Annotated in this window: 23 protein-coding genes and 1 pseudogene; 14 read left to right on the plus strand and 10 right to left on the minus strand. The window is 65.2% G+C overall.

Annotation, left to right across the window (positions count from 1 at the left end; all coding sequences use genetic code 11):
• Position 1: 1 nt before the first annotated feature.
• The 4 genes and pseudogenes from ACP5MM_RS00385 to ACP5MM_RS00400 form a co-directional block, all read right to left on the minus strand.
• Positions 2-1,069 carry an HD-GYP domain-containing protein gene (locus ACP5MM_RS00385; protein WP_427930505.1) on the minus strand — a complete coding sequence of 356 codons (1,068 nt, stop codon included), beginning with the start codon at positions 1,067-1,069 and terminating at the stop codon, positions 2-4.
• Positions 1,062-1,448 carry a response regulator gene (locus tag ACP5MM_RS00390; protein WP_427930506.1) on the minus strand — a complete coding sequence of 129 codons (387 nt, stop codon included), beginning with the start codon at positions 1,446-1,448 and terminating at the stop codon, positions 1,062-1,064. Before ACP5MM_RS00390 ends, ACP5MM_RS00385 begins: the two co-directional genes overlap by 8 nt.
• A gap of 11 nt (positions 1,449-1,459) precedes the next feature.
• The gene (locus tag ACP5MM_RS00395) at positions 1,460-3,583 is read right to left on the minus strand and encodes a response regulator (RefSeq protein WP_427933953.1); all 2,124 of its coding nucleotides are present in this window, start codon (positions 3,581-3,583) and stop codon (positions 1,460-1,462) included.
• A gap of 114 nt (positions 3,584-3,697) precedes the next feature.
• Positions 3,698-4,210, minus strand: a pseudogene (locus tag ACP5MM_RS00400) (CHASE3 domain-containing protein); the annotation flags it as partial.
• 93 nt (positions 4,211-4,303) lie between these two features.
• On the opposite strand from ACP5MM_RS00400, the gene argS reads away from it, so the two are divergent.
• Positions 4,304-6,043 (plus strand): arginine--tRNA ligase, encoded by a 1,740-nt coding sequence (argS, locus tag ACP5MM_RS00405; RefSeq protein WP_427930508.1) that lies wholly within the window; start codon positions 4,304-4,306, stop codon positions 6,041-6,043.
• A 6-nt stretch (positions 6,044-6,049) separates the two neighbouring features.
• Entirely contained in the window at positions 6,050-6,835 is a 786-nt protein-coding gene (locus ACP5MM_RS00410) for an SPOR domain-containing protein (RefSeq protein WP_427930509.1), read from the plus strand.
• Here the strand turns inward: ACP5MM_RS00410 and ACP5MM_RS00415 are convergent.
• Both ACP5MM_RS00415 and rsmA read right to left on the minus strand, forming a co-directional pair.
• The gene (locus tag ACP5MM_RS00415) at positions 6,801-7,268 is read right to left on the minus strand and encodes a hypothetical protein (RefSeq protein ID WP_427930510.1); all 468 of its coding nucleotides are present in this window, start codon (positions 7,266-7,268) and stop codon (positions 6,801-6,803) included. The genes ACP5MM_RS00410 and ACP5MM_RS00415 overlap by 35 nt on opposite strands.
• Positions 7,265-8,071 (minus strand): 16S rRNA (adenine(1518)-N(6)/adenine(1519)-N(6))-dimethyltransferase RsmA, encoded by an 807-nt coding sequence (gene rsmA, locus ACP5MM_RS00420; protein ID WP_427930511.1) that lies wholly within the window; start codon positions 8,069-8,071, stop codon positions 7,265-7,267. The genes ACP5MM_RS00415 and rsmA overlap by 4 nt, the downstream gene beginning before the upstream one ends.
• A gap of 61 nt (positions 8,072-8,132) precedes the next feature.
• On the opposite strand from rsmA, the gene ACP5MM_RS00425 reads away from it, so the two are divergent.
• Positions 8,133-8,684 carry an HNH endonuclease gene (locus tag ACP5MM_RS00425; RefSeq protein ID WP_427930512.1) on the plus strand — a complete coding sequence of 184 codons (552 nt, stop codon included), beginning with the start codon at positions 8,133-8,135 and terminating at the stop codon, positions 8,682-8,684.
• A gap of 47 nt (positions 8,685-8,731) precedes the next feature.
• Here the strand turns inward: ACP5MM_RS00425 and pdxA are convergent, their stop codons facing one another.
• The 4 genes from pdxA to ACP5MM_RS00445 are packed head-to-tail and all read right to left on the minus strand — an operon-like array spanning position 8,732 to position 13,606.
• On the minus strand, positions 8,732-9,736 hold the full coding sequence (gene pdxA, locus ACP5MM_RS00430; protein WP_427933938.1) for a 4-hydroxythreonine-4-phosphate dehydrogenase PdxA: 1,005 nt from the start codon (positions 9,734-9,736) through the stop codon (positions 8,732-8,734).
• Entirely contained in the window at positions 9,733-9,987 is a 255-nt protein-coding gene (locus tag ACP5MM_RS00435) for a S4 domain-containing protein (protein ID WP_427930514.1), read from the minus strand. The genes pdxA and ACP5MM_RS00435 overlap by 4 nt, the downstream gene beginning before the upstream one ends.
• Positions 9,987-11,423: a peptidylprolyl isomerase gene (locus tag ACP5MM_RS00440; protein ID WP_427933939.1), complete on the minus strand. Its 1,437-nt coding sequence runs from the start codon at positions 11,421-11,423 to the stop codon at positions 9,987-9,989. The genes ACP5MM_RS00435 and ACP5MM_RS00440 overlap by 1 nt, the downstream gene beginning before the upstream one ends.
• Positions 11,423-13,606: an LPS-assembly protein LptD gene (locus ACP5MM_RS00445; RefSeq protein ID WP_427933940.1), complete on the minus strand. Its 2,184-nt coding sequence runs from the start codon at positions 13,604-13,606 to the stop codon at positions 11,423-11,425. The genes ACP5MM_RS00440 and ACP5MM_RS00445 overlap by 1 nt, the downstream gene beginning before the upstream one ends.
• Positions 13,607-13,635: 29 nt before the next feature.
• On the opposite strand from ACP5MM_RS00445, the gene ACP5MM_RS00450 reads away from it, so the two are divergent.
• The 11 genes from ACP5MM_RS00450 (at position 13,636) to hpf (ending at position 21,289) form a co-directional block, all read left to right on the plus strand.
• Positions 13,636-14,667, plus strand: coding sequence for an aminoglycoside phosphotransferase family protein (locus ACP5MM_RS00450; protein WP_427930517.1), 1,032 nt, complete (start codon positions 13,636-13,638; stop codon positions 14,665-14,667).
• The gene (gene murU, locus ACP5MM_RS00455; RefSeq protein ID WP_427930518.1) at positions 14,655-15,317 is read left to right on the plus strand and encodes an N-acetylmuramate alpha-1-phosphate uridylyltransferase MurU; all 663 of its coding nucleotides are present in this window, start codon (positions 14,655-14,657) and stop codon (positions 15,315-15,317) included. The genes ACP5MM_RS00450 and murU overlap by 13 nt, the downstream gene beginning before the upstream one ends.
• 5 nt (positions 15,318-15,322) lie before the next feature.
• On the plus strand, positions 15,323-15,757 hold the full coding sequence (locus ACP5MM_RS00460; protein WP_427930519.1) for a hypothetical protein: 435 nt from the start codon (positions 15,323-15,325) through the stop codon (positions 15,755-15,757).
• Positions 15,758-15,765: 8 nt separating this feature from the next.
• Positions 15,766-16,041: a hypothetical protein gene (locus tag ACP5MM_RS00465; protein WP_427930520.1), complete on the plus strand. Its 276-nt coding sequence runs from the start codon at positions 15,766-15,768 to the stop codon at positions 16,039-16,041.
• Entirely contained in the window at positions 16,038-17,045 is a 1,008-nt protein-coding gene (locus ACP5MM_RS00470) for a KpsF/GutQ family sugar-phosphate isomerase (RefSeq protein WP_427930521.1), read from the plus strand. The genes ACP5MM_RS00465 and ACP5MM_RS00470 overlap by 4 nt, the downstream gene beginning before the upstream one ends.
• Positions 17,046-17,056: 11 nt before the next feature.
• Positions 17,057-17,605 (plus strand): KdsC family phosphatase, encoded by a 549-nt coding sequence (locus tag ACP5MM_RS00475; protein WP_427930522.1) that lies wholly within the window; start codon positions 17,057-17,059, stop codon positions 17,603-17,605.
• Complete coding sequence (gene lptC, locus ACP5MM_RS00480) at positions 17,602-18,156, plus strand: LPS export ABC transporter periplasmic protein LptC (RefSeq protein WP_427930523.1); 555 nt, start codon at positions 17,602-17,604, stop codon at positions 18,154-18,156. The genes ACP5MM_RS00475 and lptC overlap by 4 nt, the downstream gene beginning before the upstream one ends.
• Complete coding sequence (gene lptA / locus ACP5MM_RS00485; RefSeq protein WP_427933941.1) at positions 18,146-18,667, plus strand: lipopolysaccharide transport periplasmic protein LptA; 522 nt, start codon at positions 18,146-18,148, stop codon at positions 18,665-18,667. Before lptC ends, lptA begins: the two co-directional genes overlap by 11 nt.
• Positions 18,664-19,389, plus strand: a complete 726-nt coding sequence (gene lptB, locus ACP5MM_RS00490) for an LPS export ABC transporter ATP-binding protein (RefSeq protein ID WP_427930525.1) — start codon at positions 18,664-18,666, stop codon at positions 19,387-19,389. Before lptA ends, lptB begins: the two co-directional genes overlap by 4 nt.
• A 12-nt stretch (positions 19,390-19,401) precedes the next feature.
• Positions 19,402-20,835, plus strand: coding sequence for an RNA polymerase factor sigma-54 (locus ACP5MM_RS00495; protein WP_427930526.1), 1,434 nt, complete (start codon positions 19,402-19,404; stop codon positions 20,833-20,835).
• Between the two features lie 112 nt (positions 20,836-20,947).
• On the plus strand, positions 20,948-21,289 hold the full coding sequence (hpf, locus tag ACP5MM_RS00500; RefSeq protein ID WP_427930527.1) for a ribosome hibernation-promoting factor, HPF/YfiA family: 342 nt from the start codon (positions 20,948-20,950) through the stop codon (positions 21,287-21,289).
• Position 21,290: the final 1 nt, after the last annotated feature.

Genomic DNA, 21,290 nt, shown 5'->3' on the forward strand with positions numbered 1-21,290 from the left:
GTTAGCCATCGGGATCGGTCAGGCTGGCGTAGAACTCGGCGAAGGCTGGGGCGGCGCGGGGAAAGACGGCCAAAAGCGCCGGATCGAAATGTTCCGGCTTGACCCGCCCGTCGCCCTTGAGGATGATCTCCATGGAACGTTCATGATCGAAGGGTTCTTTATAGGGGCGCCGGCTGCGCAGGGCGTCGTAGATGTCGGCCAGGACCATCATGCGCGCGCACAAGGGGATCTCCTCGCCCTTGCGGCCCAGCGGATAGCCGCTCCCGTCCCAGCGTTCGTGATGCCCCAGGGCGATTTCGCGGCCCATCTGCAACTCCGGCGAAACGTTTCGTTCGCCGATGATATTGGCGCCCAGGGTGGTATGCGTGCGCATGATGGCCCATTCCACGGCGTCCAGGGGACCGGGCTTGAGCAGGACCCGGTCGGGGATGCCGATCTTGCCCACATCATGCATGGGGCTGGCCACGAAAATGAGATCGGCAAAATCCGCCGCCATCCCCAGCCGCTGCGCCAGGTCCTTGCAATAATAGGCGATGCGCTGGACATGGGCGCCGGTTTCTTCGTCCTTTTTCTCGGCGGCGCGGATGAGGGTCTGGATGGTCTGCAGATAGCTGTCGTGCAACTGGGCCGTCCGCTGGCGGACCGTCTCCTCCAGAATCTCGTTGTTCCGCTGGATGCGATCGCTGTACTCCTTGAGCCGGAGGATATTGCGTACCCGCACGCGCAGTTCGGCCCGGTCGATGGGCTTGCCGAGGAAGTCGTCCACGCCGGCCTCCAGGGCACGCAAACGGGTTTCGCGGTCATCGAGGGCGGTGACGATGATGACCGGGAGCGTCGCGTAACGGGCATCCGCCTTGAGCCGGGCCGCCAACTCGAAGCCGCTCATCCCCGGCATCATGCCGTCGGTCAGGACCAGGTCCGGCCGCTGCTCCTGCAGCCGTTCCAGCGCCTCCCGGGCGCTGGCGGCCGCCAGCACTTCATAGGCATCGGCCTGGAGCAGGGCGGCCAGGAGACGGCGGCTGCTCCCTTCATCATCCACCACCAGGATCACGGGGCGACGTTCAGGCATCGGCTTTTCCTCGGTCTTGGAGAAGGCGGGTCACGGCTTCCAACAGCGCTGCATGGCGGATGGGCTTGCTGAGATAGGCATCGCAACCGGCGGCGAGGATGCGCTCTTCGTCCCCTTTCATGGCCAGTGCCGTCAGCGCCATGATGGGGATCCCCCGCGTCGCGGGATCTCCTCTGAGGAGACGGGTGGCGGCAAGGCCGTCCATGCCGGGCAGATGGATATCCATGAGAACGAGGTCGGGATGCTCGCGGCGCGCCAGGGCGATCCCCTGTTCCGCGTCGGCGGCGGGCAACACCGCGTAACCCGCCTTGCTCAGGATGATCTCCACCAACTTGCGGTTGACAGCATTATCCTCGACGATCAGGATGCGCTTTGGCAAGGCCAACCTCCCTAGGCAGAACCGGCCCTGGACAGGGCCCGGCGCACTTCGCCGAGGAAGCGATCGCGCTGAAAACCGGCCTTTTCCATGATATGCAGGATGTACCCATTGAGGCGGCGGCGATCCTCGGGCGTAACCACCTTGGCCGTCAATACCAGGACCGGGATGGCAGCCGTATCCGGGCGGGACTGCAGGGCTTCCACCACATCAAAGCCGCTGAACTCCGGCATCATCAAATCGAGAAGAATGAGATTGGGGTGGAAATGTTGGGCCATGAGCACCGCATCCCGGCCCCCATAGGCACTGAGCACTTCGTAACCGCCACTACCCAGTTGCCGACGCAGGATGTCCACCGCCCGCGCCTCGTCATCCACCACCAGCACCACGGGGCGCTGCTGCCTCGTCACGGCAAGGCCCAGTTTTTGCAGGACCTCCTCCAGACGTTCCGCGTCCACGGGCTTTTGCAGGATCTGTACGCTGCCGAGGGAAAAACCGGATCCCTGCTGCGCGTCGATGCTGGTGATCACCACCGGGATGGCGGCCAAGCGCCCTTCCTGACGCTGGGCCGCGAGAAAATCCCAGCCGTCCATGCCCGGCAGGTTCATCTCCAGGATGATGAGGTCCGGGCGTTCCTCCCGAGCCATGTCCAGGCCGGCCTTGGCCTCGCGAGCACGCCGCACGCGAAATCCGTCGTCCCGCAAATAGCCCTCCAGGAGGGTCGCCGCCGCATCATCGCTCTCCACCACCAAGGCGGAGCGATCCGTTTCGGCTGCGGGGACGGCCTCCGCCGGGTCTGGCTGGAGAGGGGCGGCCTCCTCCCGCCAGGGCAGCCAGACGTGGAAGGTGGACCCCTCCCCGGGAGTGCTTTCCACCGTCACCCGACCCCCGTGGAGCTCCGCCAGGCGTTTGACCAGGGAAAGGCCCAGGCCGGTGCCTTCATAGCGGCGGTCCAGACCACTATCCGCCTGGACGAAGGGCTGAAAAAGGCGCTCCAGGTCCGCGCCGGCGATACCGATGCCCGTATCCGCCACACTGATTTCCAGCCAGAAGGGAAAGGCCGCATACTCGGGCCCCGGGAGTCCGCCGTGCCGCTGCCCCCGCAGGATGACCCGGCCGCCACCGGGAGTGAACTTCACGGCGTTGGACAGGAGGTTGTAGAGGATCTGCTTGGTCTTGCGCGGATCCACATAAAGGGAGGGCAAATCCGCCTCCACCTCGACGCTGAGACGAATTTGATGGGCGGCGGCCTTTTCCCGCACGATGCCCAGGGCGCTGTGCAGCAGATCGCTGAGATCGGTCGCCTCCAACTCCAGCTTCATCATGCCCGCCTCCACCTTGGAGAGGTCCAGTATATCGTTGATGAGGGAGAGGAGGTGTTGACCACTCTCAAAGATATCCTTGGCAGCGTCCTGCTGTTCAGGACGGAGCTCACCCATGACGCCGTCCTTCAGCAGCTCCGAAAAACCGATGATGGCATTGAGGGGCGTCCGCAATTCATGGGACATGTTGGCCAGGAAATCGGACTTAGCCTGATCCGCCATCCGCAATAGCTGGTTTTTTTTCAGCAGCTCCTCGCTGCGGGCGCGCAGTTCGGCGGCCATGATCCGCTGGTTTTCCTTCTGGGCGAAATCGTTGAGGGCGGCCCCCAGTTCCAGGGAGAGCTTCTCCAGAAAAGAGGCCTTTCTTTCGCTCAGAGTCCGTATGGCGGCCAGCACCAGCACGCCGAAACGGTATTCCTGATAGCGGATGGGCACCATCACGATCTCCACCGGCTGAAAACGGCACACGCCGGCCTCCACCAGAAAGCCCGGACTGCTGCCGGGCTGCCGGAGGCGCTGCAGGTGATCACCCATGGCCGCTTCCCCCAGAACGCCTTCCCCGCGCTGGAAGCCGGGTGCCAACTGGGCATCGGTGCCCCGGTGCGCCTCCAGGAGAAAGCGACCCTGCCACTCGTCATAGCGATAAAAGGCGGAAACCGGAAAGGGGTGATTCTCCGCCAAAATGGCCAGTACCCGCTGCAGGATCTCCGCCAACGCCAGGCCGGCGCCGCTGAAGAGGGCCAGGATCTGCCCCTGGCTGCTTTCGATGCGCAGGGCTTCTTCCAGGATGCTTTCCGCCTCGCGGCGCTCGCGCATCTCCTCCCGGATCCGCCAAAAGAAACCGGCCAGCAAGGCGATCAGCAGGATGGCCGTGGCCCCGATCACCCACAAGGCCGCCGCGCCGTCCCTCTGGGCCGCCTCGGTGCGCGCCTGGAGCAGACCGCTTTCCGTCCCATGCATCTCCCTCACCAGGTCATGCACCGCCGCCATCTCGGTGACCCCGGTTCCCGCCCGCAGCAGGGCCTGCGCCGCCGCAAGTCCGTGCTGCTCGTAGGCGGCGAGAACGTTGTCGAGGATTTGCAGGCGCCTTTGTGCCTGCTGCTGCAACTCCACGGCCCGGCGCTCCTCCAGCGGATTGTCCGTCACCTTCGCCGGCAACGCCTCCAGGACGGCCTGTAAATGCCGGATGGCATCCTGGCGCTACTGAAGATAGAAAGGATTGGCGGTGAGGAGATAACCGCGCTGCGCCGTCTCCGCTTCATTGATCAGCGCCCAGCTACGATCCAGATTGCGCAACACCGCCTGGGTATGCTCCACCCAACGGGAGGCGCGCACATAGCCCGCCGCCGCGCGGAAGGCCAGGATCCCTACCAGGAGCAACGCCAGAATAGCCAAGCCGAAGCCGAGAAGGATCTTCTTTTCCGTAGAAAATCTTGAATCCATAATGATACTTTATAGCTCATATTTTTCCCCTCTGCCGTAACCGCGGTCCTTCAGGTACAATGGCGGCAAAAATCCCGTAGTGCAGGAGTCGCCGTGAAAGAATTCGTCGCCAAACCCCTCCGCATGGCCTTGACCGGCCTCGTCCAGGCCGGAAAGATCAAGGCCCTTCCCGAGCGCCTCGACTTCGACCGCCCCAAGCAGGCGGAGCATGGCCATCTGGCCTCCAATGTGGCCTTGCTCCTGGCCAGGGCCGAAGGACGCAAGCCGCGGGATCTGGCCGCGGAGATCGTCGCCGCCCTGCCGGGGTCGGAGTGGATTGCGCGCTGCGAGATTGCCGGCCCGGGTTTCATCAATTTCTTCCTCCAGCCCGCCGCTTTCCATGCTGCGATCCGCAATGCCCGCCACCACCGGGATCAGTTCGGTGCGGGGCGCATGGGTGGCGGCGAAAAGGTGCAACTGGAATTCGTCTCCGCCAATCCCACCGGCCCCCTGCACGTCGGCCACGGCCGCGGCGCCGCCTATGGGGCGAGCCTGGCCAATCTCCTGCGCTTTACCGGTTTCGACGTCCAGTGCGAATATTACGTCAACGACGCCGGCCGCCAGATGGACATCCTCGCCGTCAGCGTCTATCTGCGTTATCTGGAAGAACTGGGCGTCGCCCTGCCCTGCGCCTTTCCGGACAACGCCTATCGCGGTGACTATGTGCGCGCCATTGCCGCGCACCTGCGCGGTCGGGAGGGGGATCGCCTGCGGCGCCCCGCCGGCGCCCTTGCGGGACCGGCGGGCGAGGCCGACCCCGAAGCCGCCATGGACGCCCTCATCGTTCGCATCAAGACCGCGCTGGGCCCGGATTACGGCATTTTGCACAGTGCCGGCCTGGATGAGATCCTCGCCGACATTCGCGACGACCTCAGCGCCTTCGGCGTCCACTACGATCGCTGGTACTCCGAGCGCAGCCTCATGGACAAAGGGGCCGTGGCCGCCGCGGTGGAGCGCCTGAAGGCCGACGGCCATTGCTATCTCCAGGACGGGGCCCTGTGGTTTCGCGCCACCGCCTTTGGCGACGACAAGGATCGGGTGCTGCTCCGCGACAACGGCGCCTATACCTATTTCGCCTCCGATGTGGCCTATCACGCCGAGAAGTTCGCCCGCGGCTTTACCCGCGTCATCGATATGTGGGGCGCCGATCACCACGGCTACATCACCCGGGTACGGGCCGCCCTGCGCGCCCTGGGCCTGGACGATGGTCGTCTGGAAGTCCTCCTGGTCCAGTTCGCCATCCTCTACCGGGGCCAGGAAAAGATCTCCATGTCCACCCGCGCCGGCGAGTTCGTCACCCTGCGCGCCTTGCGCGAGGAAGTGGGCAATGACGCGGCGCGCTTTTTCTACGTCCTGCGCCGTGCCGACCAACACCTGGATTTCGATCTGGAACTGGCCAAACGCCATTCCGAGGAGAACCCGGTCTATTACATCCAGTACGCCCACGCCCGGGTCTACTCCCTGCTGCGCCAGGCCGATGAACGCGGCTTGAGCCGGCCGCCGGCGGAAGTGGACCTCAGCCTCCTGCAGGAAGAACGGGAACTGGGCCTGGCCGACCTCCTCTGGCGCTTTCCCGAAAGCGTCATGCAGGCGGCGGGGGACCGCGAGCCCCACCAGATCGCCTTCTACCTGCGGGAGCTGGCGGCGGCCTTCCATACCTATTACAACGCCACGCGCATCCTCGTCGAGGAAGATCCCTTGCGCCACGCCCGCCTCGCCCTCTGCGCGGCGGTGGCCATCACCATCGCCAATGGCCTGCGCCTCCTCGGGGTATCGGCGCCGGAGCAGATGTAAGGACCCATGCGCGACTACAAACGCCACACCAGCCGGCCTGCCCCGCCGGAAGCGCCACATCCGCTTCCACCACGTCCGGCACCGGCGGTGGAGAGCGAAAGCGAACCCGCAGGACGGGGCCGGCGCTGGCCCTGGCTCCTCCTGGGCGTGATCATTGCGGTCGCGGCCCTTGGCTGGATGATCCATAGCCACCAGCGGCGGGGCGTCCGGACCGCGCAAAACGCCATCACCAACGGCCCGCCCGGCAGCGCGATGATCCCGGCAACGGTAGCCCGCAGCGCATCCGCACCGAGCGCGGTAACGGCCTCGGCAGCCTTGGAGACGGCCACCAGCGCGGCGGCATCCCCCGTCAGTGCCGCCACCAGCAGCTCGGAGTTCACCTTTTATCAGATCCTGCCCAAAATGCAGGTGGATATCCCGGCCGACATCCTCGGCAGCGGACCGGGCATCCCCGGCAGCGCGACCACCAGCACGGCAGCCGCAGCCAACCAGCCCGTCACCATTCAGGTGGGGTCCTTTCACAACCGCGCCGAGGCCGTGGTGCTGCGCGACCGCCTCGCCCTCCTCGGCGTCTTCACCAGCCTGCAAAGCGCCCAGCTACCGCCCCATACGGAAGTATTCCGGCTGCGCACGGCCACCTATGATTCCCTGGCCGACGCCCAGCCCGCCCTCGCCAAGATCCGCAGCCTCGGTATCGCCCCCCTCCTCATCGGCGCGGCGGCCACCGCCAGCGCCTCGTCCCCCAGCGGCCAGACCGTCAGCAGCCCTGGGCCGGTCCCTCCAGGGCAGTGACGGCGGCAGCGGGTGTGGCGTTGCCCGCCAGCACCTGCTGCAGACCGGGCAGATAATAATTCACCGTTTCCACGGCATTGAGCAGATAGGGGCGCAGCAGGGCGGTGCTGATCACCCCCTCGGGCACTTGCACGGCGTTCTTGAAATTGAGCTCCCCATCCTCCAGATCCAGCTCGAAATTCCCCAGGGGCAGGCCGTAATTGGCGCGGGTGATGTATTCCGCCACGGCCATCCGCTGCGCCGGAGTCATGGCCAGCTTTTGCGGGCGGACATAAAAAAGCAGGCGGTCGCGCTCGGCGTGGTAATGGCAAAAAATATCCACCACCCCGTTGGGCAGGCGCAGGGCACAACTGATCACCGGCACGTCGGGCAACTGTGCAGCATCCCAGCCCAGTTCGTTGAACAGATCCTGGGCAACCGTCAAGTGCGTCATGGTAGGCTTCCTTGGTGCGAAAATGCCTCAGCGAGGCGAAGAAAGGCGGCTTGGTCCAGGGTCTCGGCGCGGCAGCCGGGATCAATGCCCAATGCCGGCAGGCGATCAGCGGCAATGACCCCGCGCAGGTTGTTGGCAATGGTCTTGCGCCGCTGGGCAAAGGCCTTGGCCACCACCTGGGCAAAGGCCGGGCGCAGGGCCTCCGGCACCCGTGCCGGACGGTGCGGAATGAGGCGCAGGAAGGCCGAGTCCACCTTGGGTGCCGGGAAGAAATTGCCCGGCGCCACCGCAAACAGCGATTCCACGGCGCAACTGGCCTGGATCATCACCGACAAACGCCCATAGGTCTTGCTCCCGGGAGCCGCCGCCATGCGCTCCGCCACCTCCCTTTGCAGCATGAAGTGCATGTCGCGCAGGACATCGGCCTGGTCCAGCAGGTGAAAAATCAGCGGCGTGGCGATGTTGTAGGGCAGGTTGCCCACCACCCGCAAGCATTGCTCCCGTCCCCCGACCAGCGCCGCGAAATCAAAGCTCAGGGCATCGGCATGGTGGACGCGCAGGGCGCCGGACCCCTCCAGCGCGCGGAGCCCCGCCAGCATGTCCCGATCCAGCTCCACCACATCCAGCCGGGACAGGCATTGCAGCAGGCCCCGGGTCAGTGCCCCGGGGCCGGGCCCGATTTCCACCATCCGGTCTTCACTCCGGGGGGCGATGGCGCTAATGATGCGCTGCACCACCTGGGGTTGCACCAGGAAATTCTGCCCAAAACGCTTTTTGGCACGGGGCAGGTGCGCCTCTTGCATGGTCAACGGTCCTTCATGATATAGTCCATCAACGCCTTTTGGCGCCACCAACGGAAAGTCTATGCACCTTGTGCTGCGTCTTGACGTCGGCGGTCAACCCATGGCCTGGGAAACCTGGGAGGAAGCCGCCGCCCACTATGTCCGTGGCAATGTTGCCTGGACCCTGGGGGATCCTTTCTTTACCGCGCATGGAGGCATATCCCGGCGCAACGGGATTCCGTCCCTCCTCGACATCCATCCCCTCATCGCCGTGCGTGGTCGTCACCAGGGCAAGATTCGTCCGCCCGCCTTGTCCAACCACACCCTCTTCCACCGCGACCACCATCTGTGCCTCTACTGCGGCAAACATTACCCGGTTCGCGATTTGACCCGCGACCATGTCATGCCCCTGTCCCGGCGGGGCAAGGACACCTGGACCAACGTCGTCACCGCCTGTCGGTGGTGCAATAGCCGCAAGGACAACCGCACCCCCGAAGAGGCCAAGATGCCACTGCTGGCCGTCCCTTTCACCCCCACCTGGGCGGAATATCTGCTGCTCAGCAACCGGCGCATCCTGGCCGACCAGATGGACTTCCTGCAGGCGCAGGTACCGGAGCGCTCCCGCCTGGTCTAGCAGCCTGTCGGACTGGAGGCTGATCCACCGCGCGCCCCGGCAGAGCCCTAGCCGCAGGCCGCGGCGCGTCGATTCCGGACGATCTCCGCCGCCACGTCCACGGCGCGCAGCAGGCTGCCATGATCGGCGCGCCCGCTGCCGGCAATATCCAGGGCCGTACCGTGATCGACGCTGGTGCGCACCACGGGCAAGCCGAGGGTGATGTTCACGGCCTCGCCAAAGGCATGATACTTGAGCACCGGCAGACCCTGGTCGTGATACATGGCCAGCACCGCATCTGCGTCTTCCAGGTGATGGGGCGTAAAGATGCTGTCCGCCGGCCATGGCCCGCTGATGCTCAGCCCCTCCTGCTGCAGCTTGCGGATGACAGGCGCGATGATCTCCTCATCCTCGTGGCCCAGATGTCCGCCTTCCCCGGCATGGGGATTGAGTCCCGCCACCAGGATGCGCGGGGCGGCGATGGCAAAATCCTCCTGCAGCGAGCGGTACAGCACTCGCAGGGTCGTCTCCAGGGTATCGGGGCGAATGGCGTCCGCCACCCGAGACAAGGGGAGATGGGTGGTCGCCAGGGCGACGCGCAGGCCGCGGCCGGCCAGGAGCATGACCACCTGGGCAACGCCGCAGCGCTCCGCGAGATACTCGGTATGGCCGGTGAAGGGAATGCCGGCATCATTGATGATGCCCTTGTGCAAGGGCGCCGTGACCATGGCGTCGGCCTGGGCCGAGCGCAGCAGGTGCAGGGCCCTGTCCAGGGTCTGCAACACCGCCGGCGCATTGGCAGGGTCCAGATGCCCCGGCCGGCAAGGTCGGGTCAAGGGCACGTCCAGACAGTAAAGAGCCCCTTTTTGCGGGGACGGCCAAGGGTCGCCCTCCCACCAGCGCTCCAGACCCACGGGGAGACCGAGCAAGGCGGCGCGGCTGCGCAAGCAATGATAATCTCCCACCAGGAGCACCGGCGCCGGCAACGGGTGCTGACCCAGCAGCAGGGCGATTTCCGGGCCGATGCCCGCGGGCTCGCCGATGGTCAGCACGATGCGCGGGACCGATTTCACGACGAACCTGGTAGTGCCGGCAGGACTTCGACGACGCCCTCGGGCCCCTGCACCCGTTGGGGAATCTGCAGGACGCGCACGCGCAGGAAACGATCCCGGATATCCAACTCCAGGATATCATCCGCTGCCACCACGCTGCCCGCCTTGGCCACATGCCCATTGATCTGCACGCAGCCGGCGGCACAGATTTCCTTGGCCAGCGTCCGGCGCTTGATGAGTCGCGACATCTTGAGAAAGAGATCCAGGCGCATCAGGCGGTGGCGGCGCGCAGACTCGGGTCGAGGATTTCCACGTAGGCGCCGTCGCGGATGCGCCGCTGCCATTCTTCCATGCGCTCACGCACCATGCGATTGTAAAGCTGCATGCGCGCCGCCGCCATGACCTGCTGTTCACCCACGGGCACCTGGCGCTGCCCCTGCGATTGCAGGAGATAAATGCCATCGGCGGTGCGGATGGGGTCGCTGACGGCGTCCGGGGCGAGGGAAAGCAAGGTGCGCTCCAGCACATCGGGCAGTTGGCCCGGCGCCACCCAACCCACTTCTCCCCCCTTGGCCGCCGTGGCCTGGTCCTGGCTGTAGCTGCGGGCCAACTCGCTAAAGCGCGTCCCCGCCTCCAGCGCCTGCTGGATGTCCCGGGCGCGCGCCTCCGCCTCCTGCAATTGCAGGCCGTTGCCGGCGCGCAGGAAGATCACGGCCGCCTTCACCTCCGTCACCGTCGGCGCCGCGTGCTTCATATCGAGGACCTTGAAGATATGAAAGCCCGTGGGACCGGGGATGATGGGACTGATTTCACCCGCCTTCAACTGCAACAGGATCTGGGCAATGGAAGGCGGCAATTCGCCCGCCTTCACCCAGCCCAGACGCCCGCCTTGGAGGGCATCGCGGCCATTGCTGACCGCCGTGGCCAGGCGGGTGAAGCTCGCCCCCGCCACCAGTTGCTCGCGGATCTTTTCGGCCTGCTGGCGCGCCGCGCTCACGGCGTCGGGCGTGGGGTTATCGGGGAGGGCAATGAAAATCTGCTGCAGATCGAAGCTCAGACCCCCGATTTCCTTGAGCTGGCTGGCAAAGGTCTTGACCTCGTCGGGACTGACATGCACCCGGCTCTCCACCTCCTGCTGGGTGAGGCGATCCACCAGAATGCGGTTTTTCAGGTCGGTGGTGAAGGTCTCCCAGGATTGGCCCTGATTGACGAGGGCCTGGCGCAATTGATCGGGGGTAAGGTTGTTGGCCCTGGCGAGGTTGGCAATGGCCTGATCCAAGGTTGCCTTGTCCACCTGGATACCGGCCCGATGGGCGATCTGCAGTTCGACATCCTGCAAGATCATCTGCTGCAGGACCTGGCGGCGGAGGACATCCTCGGGCGGCATTTGGCCGGCGTCCTGGCTCTGCAGGCGGGCGCGAATGGCCTCCACCCGCTGTGCAAGCTGCGTGGAGGTGATGATCTCGTCATTGACCACGGCCACCACCTTGTCCAGGGTTTCCAGGTTGCTGGGGAGGGGAGTGACCTGGGGAGTCTGGCTGGAAGTCGCCGAAAAGGTCCGCTGCTCCGCCTGGAGCTGCGCCACCCGGGGCGCCGGGGCAATGAGGGTGTCGCGGTTGAGGAAGGGGGCTTCGGCCCAGCAAAAGCTCGGGGCCGTCAGTAGCGCGAGGCTAAGGGTAGCCAGGATTGGGCGGCGAGATAAAAGCATCAAAACTCCATGCTGGCGCCCGGCACGTATTGGCCGAGCAGGCTTTGCGAGGCGTTGCCGAGGCTCGTAAGGCCGCGCAGCAAAATCTCAAAATAGACGGCGTTATTGGACTGACCGCCCAAGAGTATCTGGTGATACACCACCACACGGGCGGCCCAACAACCACCATCATAGCCGATCCCCAGCAACTGCTCCAGAGGCTTTCTGTCCTTGACGTCATACTGGTAACTGGCCAGGGCCTGCCAATGGGGCGCCACCGGCCACGCGGCGGAGATGCCGGCCTGATCCACAAAGTTCTGGGTGTAGCGGTAGTCGAGGTTGATCACGCGGTTGCGCCCCGGCAACCACTGGGCCCGCAAGTTGAGACGCTCGAAACGCTGCCAGCGGGAGGCTACCTGACTGCTGGCAAGGAAATTGAGATCGCGCAAAGGCGCAAAGACCCCTTCGAAGAAATAACTGGACTGCTGGGTTTGGGGCACCACATTGCCGGCCAGGTCGATCTGGTTGCGGTTGAAGTAGCGGATCTGCCCGATGGACCCCTGCCAGAGCTGACGCCCGGCGGGGGTCAGCCAGGTGCCCGTCAGCCCCAGCGCCAACAGATTGGCCGCGTTGATCCGGTCATTGCCGGTATACAGGAAATTATCCTGGAAGATCATGGGGAAGTTCTGGAAGGGCTGGCTGGCGTCGAAGTTGGGAATATTGCTCTGGTCCTTGGTGGGGATATAGAGGTACTTGAACATGGGCTGGAGCAATGCGGTGCTGCCATCCGCCCCGTAACGCACGAAATTCAACCCGCCCTTGAGGCTCAGGGCCGGCAGGGTGCGGTTGATCACCCGCGGATACGGGTTGTTGCGCTGGATCTGGTAGCGGCTGTAATACAGCCGCGCCTGGGGCTCCAGGAAGCCCCAACCGCTGCTGAAACGCCAACCCAGCGTGGGGGTAAGGTCCAAGCGCTGGCCGATGGGCCCGGCCGCGGCATTGAAATAATCAAAACTGCTCCGCCAGTCGAAATAGCCGTTTTTCCCCAAGCGCCAATAGCCGTCGGCGAAAATATGGGGCAGCTCGGCATAGGGGGCGATACTGTTCGGCACCAGCTCCTGATAGCTCTGCAGGCTGATGCCGGCGTTGATATGCGCGCCATTATAATACACTCCGCCCATGGAGGTGATGTACGGCGCATTGCCGATACCTCCGGCAAAATTGCTGCCAAAACCCGAAGTGCCGCCGAAATCCGAGAGAAAATTGGCGTAGCTGACGCGGTTGTAATTGATCGCCGCGCTAAAGCCATGGCCGAGATTCTGGTTGTGCTGCCAGGAGACCGCCCAGAGGGTATTGCGGGTGAGCTGATCGTTGGGGAGAACATCCAAAAGCAGGGTGCCGCCATAGTCGGGCTCCAGGTAGCGAAACTGGTTTTGCAGCATGGCGCCGCGCTTGGTGAAATAACTGGCGGTCAGGGTATCGTCCATATTGGGCGCGATATTGAAGTAATAAGGGACGCCCAGGGAGAATCCGTTGATGGTCGAATTGCCGAAACTCGGCGTCAGGAAGCCCGAATGCCGCTCCAGGGGAAAACTGAAGCGCGGCAACCAGAACACCGGTATCCCCAAGGCATCGATGCGGGTGTTGTACGTGGTGACCTCGCCGCTGTTCTGGTTGAGGTCGAGGCGGCTGGTCCACAATTCCCAGGCCGGCCTTGCCCCTTCACAGGTGGTGTAACAGGCCTCGTTGAGGCGGTAGACCCCCTTGGCCAACTCCCGCCCCCGGGCGGCGTGGCCGTGGCCGTTCTGGGCCGGCAGCAGGTAGCGTGGCTGGACCACGATGCCCTGATTGGCCTGCAGATGGATGGTGGCCTGCGGCGCCGCCGTGAGCAGGCCTGGACTGACCATGCGCACATGGCCTCGGGCAATGATCTCGTCCCGGGCCTGATCATAATGCACGGTATCGGCATAAACGCGGCGATCCCCATAGAGCACCTCCACATCGCCGCTGGCCGTCCAATGACCGCTACCCAGGCCCTGGACCTGATCGGCATAGAGCGTGACCGGCCCCTGCTCCGCCGCCCCATGGGCAAGGAGCGGCCAGCAAATGGCCGCCAGGATGGCCAGACGCGGCCGCGCCAAGCGCCGGGCCGTGGCGCCCGCGGGGGCGGTGCCCCGTTGCAGACTTCCCAAAGGACTTTTCATAGGGGCCTAAAATCGCACAGAATGCTTTTATGTCGCAATCGCATCCTGCATCTTTTTTTTCCCCGCCGCATCCCGGCGAACGCCGCGCTGCCCAGCGGCACGCCTGGTTGCGCACCCGGGGCCTTGATTCCGCCCGGGCCGAAGCCATCCCCGGCGACGCCAGCGGCCGCCGCTACTGGCGGCTGCGGGCGGAGGGGCTGATCCTCATGGACGCGGCGCCGCCGGAAGACCCCTTGCCTTTTTTGCGCGTGCAGCGCCGTTTCCTGCGCCTGGGACTGCGCGTACCACGGGTGCATGGGGCGCACCTGGGCCAGGGCTTCCTGCTCCTGGAGGATCTCGGCAGCCGCGACCTCAAGGCCGCCCTGGATGCCGGCGAGGATCCCGACACCTGGATGGCCCAAGCCATGACGATCATCCTTGCTCTGCAGGCCGGCAGCCGCCGGCAGTACCCGCGCCCGCCCCTGCCGTCCTTCGATGCCACCCGCATCGGCGCCGAACTGTCCCTCTTTCGCGACTGGTATCTGACACGCCACCTGGGTCTCACCCTGGGGCCGGAAACCCGAACGCGCCTCCATGCATGCTTCGCGCGGCTTGCGGCCAACGCCCTCCAGGAGCCGCAAGTCTGGGTCCACCGCGATTTTCACGCCCGCAACCTTATCTGTCTAAGGGGCGGCGGCTTGGGCATCCTCGATTTCCAGGACGCCGCGCAGGGGCCCATCTCTTACGATCTCGCCTCCCTGCTCTGGGATCGCTACTGGGATTGGGGCGAGCAGCGACGCCGGGATTGGGCCATCGAGTTTCATCAGGCGGCGCGGCGGCGCGGCCTGGCTCTGCCGGAGCGCGCGGATTTTCTGCGCGACCTGGGCCGCATGGCCCTGCAGCGCAACCTCAAGATCCTTGGCATCTTCTGCCGTCTCGCCTACCGCGATGGCAAAGCGGAATACCTCCAGTTCCTGCCCCGCTTCTGGGCCTATGTCTGGGAGGCCATGGGAGCAGACCCGGAGCTTCATCCCTATCAGGCCGACTTCTCCTCGTGGGCGCCAACGCCATGCGTGCCATGATCCTCGCGGCAGGCCGCGGCGAACGGCTGCGCCCGCTGACGGACTGCACCCCCAAGCCGCTGCTGGAAGTGGGCGGCAAGGCCCTGATCATTCACCACCTGGAGGCGCTGGCGGCGGCGGGCATCCGCGAGGTCGTCATCAATATCGGCTATCTCGGCGACGCCATCATGGCCGCCCTGGGCGAGCGCCATGGCCCTTGCCGCATCCGGTACAGTGACGAACGCGGCGGGATATTGGAAACCGGCGGCGCCATCGTCCACGCCCTCCCCCTCCTCGGTGACGGGCCCTTCCTCCTGGTCAACGCCGACATTTTCACCGATTTCCCCCGGGCAACCCTCCTGCACAGGGATGATCGTCCCGCCCATCTCATCCTCGTGCCCAATCCACCCCAGCACCCGCAGGGCGACTTTGCCCTCCGCGGCGGGCGAGTGGCTTTAGATGTGGAACACCGCCATACTTACGCAGGTATCGCGCGCCTGCATACGGACCTCTTCCGCCCTTACCCGGCGCTGCGCGCGCCGCTGGCCCCCTGGCTGCGCCAATGGATCGCGGCAGGGCAGGTCAGCGGCAGCCTGTATCGCGGGATGTGGCTGGACGTGGGCACGATGGAACGCCTGCAGACGGCGCGCGCCCGGTACACGGAGAAATAAACGTCATGGCCTTTGATCCGGAAGCAGTCCACAGCGCCGTCACCCTTGATCCCGCCACACGGCAGGCCTTGCGGGCGCAGTGGAGCAGCCTCATGGATCTGGCCGTATGGGGCGAGATCAAGAGCAGCCAGATCGGCCTGCTCCCCAAGCTGCGCAAGCGGGTCCTGGACCTCGGCGAGAAATTGCGCTCCTATGCCGGCGACCGGCGCTGGATCCCACACCCGCGCGAGCAGATCAAAAATGCCCTCAGCGGCAGCCTGCAGGCCCGGGACGCCCTGGACAAGGTGACGGAACTGGTGCCGGGGGTGGACGGCGGCAGCGAGTGTGCGGCCTTCCACTCCGGCTGGGATGCCCTGCGCCGCACCCTGGAGGCGGATATCGCTCCGCGGGAGGCGCGCCTGGTCAGCCTGCTCGATGCTCAGTATCAAGAGGAAGAATAGGAAAAATCATGAAAATCATTTACGCGCTCGTCGTTATCGGCGCCCTCGCCGTTATTGCCGCCCTGGCCTGGTGGGGCAGGGAAGAAGAAGGGACCGCCGCCAACGACCAGTCCGTGCGCTGGTATCAGGCGCATCCCGACGCCTTGGCGGCGGAGAATCTCAAATGTTGGAAACTGGTCAGGGAAGCGTCCTTTGCGGATGTGGACCAGGTGATGGCCGCCCATCCTCATTGCAAGATCGTCTACCGGGCCATCGAGATGCAGGATCGGGAGGGAGGGCAATGAGCGCATTCCCCAGCGACGCACGCAATTCCTCCACAAGCGCGGAAGCGCTCTGCCGGCTGGGGCGGGAGGTGCTGCGCCTGGAAGCCGCCGCAGTAGCCGCCCTGGAGGCCCGCATCGATGGTCAATTTGCCCATGCCTGCGAAATCCTCCTCGCCTGCCCGGGACGCATCGTGGTGAGCGGCATGGGCAAGTCGGGCATCATCGGCAAAAAGATCGCCGCCACCCTGGCCAGCACCGGCAGTCCCGCCCTCTTCCTCCATCCGGCCGAAGGCAGCCATGGCGATCTCGGCATGCTGACCCGCCAGGACTGCCTCCTGGCCCTGTCCAATTCCGGGGAGACCGCGGAACTGCTGGCCATCCTGCCAGTGGTCAAACGCCTGGGGGTCCCCCTCCTGGCCATGACCGGCAATGCCCAGTCCACCCTGGCGCGGGTCGCCGATTGCCACCTCGACTGCGCCGTGGAACGCGAGGCCTGCCCCCTCAACCTCGCCCCCACCGCCTCCACCACCGCCACCCTCGCCATGGGCGACGCCCTGGCCATGGCGCTCCTGCAGGCCCGCGGCTTCTCCGCCGATGACTTCGCCCTCTCCCACCCCGGCGGCAGCCTGGGCAAGCGGCTGCTGCTGCGGGTCCAGGATCTCATGCACTGCGGCGCGGCCCTGCCCAGGGTCGCGCCCGCCACCCCCCTGCGCGAGGCGGTACTGGAAATCAGCGGCAAGGGGCTGGGGATGACCGCCGTATGCGATGACCAGGAGCGCATCCTCGGCATCTTTACCGACGGGGATCTGCGCCGCGCCCTGAGCCGGGAACATGATCTCTGGGATCAGCCCATGGCCGAGCTGGCCCACCCGCATCCGCAGACCATCGCCCCCGAGGCGCTGGCGGCGGAGGCCCTGGCCATCATGGAAAAACACCGCATCGGGGCATTGCTGGTGGCGGACAGCGACGGCCGTTTGCTGGGGGCATTGAACATGCACGATCTCCTGCGCGCAGGCATCGTATGAAGGAGCAACCCATGGCCGAAACCAGTCCGGAGGTCCTCGCCGCAGCCCGCCGGATCCGCCTCCTGATCCTCGATGTGGACGGCGTACTCACCGACGGCCGCCTTACCCTGGATGCCGACGGCAATGAAAACAAGACCTTCCATGTGCGCGACGGACATGGCATCAAGCTGCTCCATGCCCAGGGCACGGAAGTGGCCATCATCACCGCCCGCCACTCCCCGGCCCTGGCCCACCGCGCCCACGAACTGGGTATTCATCGCGTCTACCAGGGCTATCAGGACAAGTGCCTGGCCTACACCGAGCTCAAGATCGCCCTGGGGCTGGAGGATGAAGCGGTCGCCTACATGGGCGACGACCTGCTCGACCTCCCCATCCTCATCCGTGTCGGTCTGGCAGCCGCCCCCGCCGACGCCCATGGCGAAGTCCTGAAACGTGTCCACTGGCGCAGCCGCCTGGGCGGTGGGAGGGGCGCCGTGCGCGAACTCTGCGATCTTCTGCTGCAGGCCCAGGGCCACTGGTCCACCATCCTGCAGGGCTATCTGGAGCGCGGGCCGCGATGAGACCCCTGCACCTGCCCTCGCCGGGCCTGCTTCTCCTGAGCCTGGGTCTGGCCGCCGCGGTCTGGTTCTCGTGGCCCAAGCATCCCTTGCCGCTCCCCCGCATCGACTGGCATGGCCAGATCCGCCGCGGCGACCAGGCCGCCGAAGACGTGATCATGCGCCAATACACGGCAACAGGCGCCCTGGACCTCCTGGCCACGGCACAAACGGCCTGGCATGACCCGGAAAATCATGAAACGCTGCTCCGCGGCATCACGGTGCAGCGTTTTCGTGCCAACGGGACCATGCACCTGCAGGCCGAGCATGGCCGGATGGATGATCGCAGCCGGCTGTTGACCCTCTGGGGCCACGTCATCGCCAGCATGCCGCCGGACACCCGGCTCCTTACGGAGAAGGTGCATTACGATCCGCGAACGGGCATCATCACTACCCGGCAGGCGGTGCGCCTGGAGCGCGGCGCCAACTGGATAACGGGAGTGGGCCTGTGGGCCTCGGTGAAGGCGGAGCAAATGAACATCCTCCATGATGTACGAGGCGTCTATGCGCCATAAGGGACTGTTTTTCCTATTGATCACCTGCGCCGCGGCCAGCGCCTGGGCAGCCCAGGCAGCAACGCCGAAGGGCGGCCTGGGCAAAGGCCCCGTCCATATCAGCGCCGACAGCCTCCATGCCGAAAACCAGCCGCGCCAGCAGGCCGTCTACACCGGCAAGGTGGTCATGACCCAGGGCGACGTGGTCATCAACGCCCAGACCCTGACCATTGACGCCGCCCAGGGCAAGATCCAGAAGGCCACGGCCATCGGCAGCCCCGTCACCTTCACCATGTCCGCCGCCCAGCGCCACGGCTACGGCAACACCCTCGTCTACCTGCCCGACAGCGCCGAGATCATCCTCACCGGCAACGCCCATCTCTGGCAGGAGAAAAACGAGGTCAGCGGCGAGCGCATCGTCTATTTCCTGCAGGATCAGCAAACCCGGGTGACCGCCGCCCCCGGACAGCGGGTGCAGTCCGTGTTCTATCCGGCGGCGGCCAATCGCTCCGCAAGCGGCCAGAAGCCATGAGCGACCGGCTGGTGGCCCAGGGACTGGAAAAAGGCTATCGCCGCCGCACCGTCGTGCGCGACGTCTCCCTGGAGGTGGGGGCCGGAGAAGTGGTGGGCCTGCTCGGGCCCAACGGCGCCGGCAAGACCACCACCTTTTACATGATCGTGGGGCTGGTGCGCCCGGATCGCGGCCACATCCTTCTCCATGACCGCGACATCACCACCCTGCCCATGCACCAGCGGGCGCGCATGGGGCTGGGTTATCTGCCCCAGGAACCGTCGGTTTTCCGGCAAATGAGCGCCGCCGACAACATCCTCGCGGTCCTGGAAACGCTCCCCCTCGACAGCGTGGAGCGGGCCGAGCATCTGGAACGGCTCCTCAGTGAACTGCATCTGCAGGCCCTGCGCGACACCAAGGGGCACAGCCTCTCGGGTGGAGAGCGGCGGCGCGTGGAGATTGCCCGGGCCTTGGCCCTCGAACCCCGCTTCATGCTTCTGGACGAACCCTTCGCCGGCATCGATCCCATTTCGGTCCTGGAGATCCAGCGGCTGATCCAGGACTTGCGGGATCGCGGCATCGGCATCCTCATCACCGATCACAATGTGCGCGAAACGCTCGGGATCTGCGAACGCGCCTACATCCTCCATGATGGCATGGTCCTCACCGCCGGCAGCCCGCAGGAGATTGTCAATGACGCCATGGTGCGTAAAGTCTATTTGGGAGATCAGTTCCATATCTAAGTTGAAGAGATCATGAAGCAAGGCCTAGAACTCAAACTCGGCCAACATCTGGCCATGACCCCCCAACTGCAACAGGCCATCCGCTTGCTGCAGCTTTCTACGGTGGATCTGCAACAGGAAATCCAGAGCATGCTGGAGAGCAACCCGCTGCTGGACGAGGAGGCCAGCGGAGACGGGGTCGGCGAGGAAGGGACGGGTGCTCCGGAGCCGGGCACCGCCCTGGATCAGGACCGGCAGATCGACCTCTCGGCCGACACCCAGCTCCCCGAAGAACTGCCCCTCGACAGCCAGTGGGACGACGTATTCGACCTCGGCCTCCCGGCCACGGCTGCCGCCCCCGACGAAGATCTTCCCGATTTCGAATCCCGCAACAGCAGCCCCCAAAGCCTCCAGGATTACCTGCGCTGGCAGGCCAATATGACCCATTTCACCGGCAGCGAACGCAATATTGCGGAAGTCATCATCGACTCCATTGATGAACGGGGCTATCTCGGCACCGATCTGGGGGAGATGGCGGCATTGCTCGATGTCGGTGAAGAACAAGTCCGCGCGGTGCTGCAGCAGATCCAGCAATTCGACCCCCCCGGGGTGGGGGCGCGCGACCTCGGCGAATGCCTGGCCCTGCAATTGCAGGCATTGGCCGACAGCGAGGGCAGCGCCGCCCTCGCCCTGCGCATCGTCCGGGAACATCTTCAGACCCTGGGCCGCCATGACTATGCGCGGCTCTGCCAGGTCCTCGGCGTCGATGAGGCCGCCCTCCGCCCCGCCCTTGCCCTCATCGCCTCCCTCAACCCCAAACCGGGAGAGGACATTGGCAGTGAAAGCACCGAGTACGTCATCCCCGATGTCATCGTGCGCCGGGTGGGGGCGCGGCTGCGCGTCGAGCTCAATCCCGAGGCCATGCCGCGCTTGCGCATCAACCGCCATTATGCCGACATGGCCGGCGGCAAGGACGCCACCCACAAATATATCCAGGACCACCTCAACGAGGCACGCTGGTTCATCAAGAGCCTGCAAAGCCGCCAGGAAACCGTGCTCAAGGTGGCCAGCGCCATTGTCGAGCGGCAGAAGGACTTCTTCGAGCACGGCCCGGAATCCATGCGCCCCATGGTCCTGCGCCACATTGCCGAAGCGGTGGAGATGCACGAATCCACGGTCTCGCGGGTCACCAACCAGAAATACATGATCACTCCCCGCGGACTCTTCGAATTCAAGTATTTCTTTTCCAGCCACGTCAGCACCGACAATGGCGGTGCCGCCTCGGCCACCGCCATCCGCGCCCTCATCATCAAGCTCATCCAGGCCGAAGACCCGCGCCACCCCCTGAGTGATGCGGAGATCGCCAAAATCCTCGCCGATCAGGGCGTGCAGATTGCCCGGCGCACCGTGGCCAAGTATCGCGAAGGGGAAAATCTCCCTCCCGCCAGCCAGCGCCGGCGCCTGTGAAGCCCTTGCGCGAGAAAGGCTGCATGAAACGGGCGAAGGCGGTACACTGAGCATTCCAGCCCCTGGCAGCAACGGGGACGAACACGTCAACCACCATTGCGAGGAGGGAACCATGCAACTCACCATCACCGGCCAACACCTGGACCTCACCGACGCCCTCAAAAGCTATGTCAGCGAGAAGCTGGGGCGTGTCGATCACTATTTCGATCATGTCACCGACGGCCACGTCGTGCTCAAGTACATGGCCCACGAAAAACTCCCCAATTCGGCGGAAGTAACGGTGCATGCCCCGGGTCACACCTTCCATGCCGAAAGCGGGGACCAGGATATGTATGCGGCCATCGACCTGCTCGCCGACAAGCTGGAAGCCCAGGTGCGCAGCCACAAGGAAAAGCTGACGGACCGGCGCAACGGTCATCAGGTGCCGCTCGCGGCGGCCGCCGAAACGGACTGAT

Source organism: Acidithiobacillus sp., assembly GCF_049965315.1.
Taxonomy (GTDB): Bacteria; Pseudomonadota; Gammaproteobacteria; order Acidithiobacillales; family Acidithiobacillaceae; genus Acidithiobacillus_B.

Bases quoted from the DNA above. Each gene is read 5' to 3' on its own strand.
- lptB (WP_427930525.1), top strand. From the start codon at position 18,664: ATGAGCGACCGGCTGGTGGCCCAGGGACTGGAAAAAGGCTATCGCCGC.
- ACP5MM_RS00475 (WP_427930522.1), top strand. From the start codon at position 17,057: ATGGCCGAAACCAGTCCGGAGGTCCTCGCCGCAGCCCGCCGGATCCGC.
- hpf (WP_427930527.1), top strand. From the start codon at position 20,948: ATGCAACTCACCATCACCGGCCAACACCTGGACCTCACCGACGCCCTC.
- ACP5MM_RS00415 (WP_427930510.1), bottom strand. From the start codon at position 7,268: ATGACGCACTTGACGGTTGCCCAGGATCTGTTCAACGAACTGGGCTGG.
- ACP5MM_RS00460 (WP_427930519.1), top strand. From the start codon at position 15,323: ATGGCCTTTGATCCGGAAGCAGTCCACAGCGCCGTCACCCTTGATCCC.
- ACP5MM_RS00445 (WP_427933940.1), bottom strand. From the start codon at position 13,606: ATGAAAAGTCCTTTGGGAAGTCTGCAACGGGGCACCGCCCCCGCGGGC.
- ACP5MM_RS00410 (WP_427930509.1), top strand. From the start codon at position 6,050: ATGCGCGACTACAAACGCCACACCAGCCGGCCTGCCCCGCCGGAAGCG.
- ACP5MM_RS00435 (WP_427930514.1), bottom strand. From the start codon at position 9,987: ATGCGCCTGGATCTCTTTCTCAAGATGTCGCGACTCATCAAGCGCCGG.
- ACP5MM_RS00425 (WP_427930512.1), top strand. From the start codon at position 8,133: ATGCACCTTGTGCTGCGTCTTGACGTCGGCGGTCAACCCATGGCCTGG.
- ACP5MM_RS00495 (WP_427930526.1), top strand. From the start codon at position 19,402: ATGAAGCAAGGCCTAGAACTCAAACTCGGCCAACATCTGGCCATGACC.
- ACP5MM_RS00450 (WP_427930517.1), top strand. From the start codon at position 13,636: ATGTCGCAATCGCATCCTGCATCTTTTTTTTCCCCGCCGCATCCCGGC.
- lptC (WP_427930523.1), top strand. From the start codon at position 17,602: ATGAGACCCCTGCACCTGCCCTCGCCGGGCCTGCTTCTCCTGAGCCTG.
- ACP5MM_RS00470 (WP_427930521.1), top strand. From the start codon at position 16,038: ATGAGCGCATTCCCCAGCGACGCACGCAATTCCTCCACAAGCGCGGAA.
- ACP5MM_RS00385 (WP_427930505.1), bottom strand. From the start codon at position 1,069: ATGCCTGAACGTCGCCCCGTGATCCTGGTGGTGGATGATGAAGGGAGC.
- ACP5MM_RS00395 (WP_427933953.1), bottom strand. From the start codon at position 3,583: ATGCGCGAGCGCCGCGAGGCGGAAAGCATCCTGGAAGAAGCCCTGCGC.
- rsmA (WP_427930511.1), bottom strand. From the start codon at position 8,071: ATGCAAGAGGCGCACCTGCCCCGTGCCAAAAAGCGTTTTGGGCAGAAT.
- lptA (WP_427933941.1), top strand. From the start codon at position 18,146: ATGCGCCATAAGGGACTGTTTTTCCTATTGATCACCTGCGCCGCGGCC.
- ACP5MM_RS00440 (WP_427933939.1), bottom strand. From the start codon at position 11,423: ATGCTTTTATCTCGCCGCCCAATCCTGGCTACCCTTAGCCTCGCGCTA.
- murU (WP_427930518.1), top strand. From the start codon at position 14,655: ATGCGTGCCATGATCCTCGCGGCAGGCCGCGGCGAACGGCTGCGCCCG.
- ACP5MM_RS00465 (WP_427930520.1), top strand. From the start codon at position 15,766: ATGAAAATCATTTACGCGCTCGTCGTTATCGGCGCCCTCGCCGTTATT.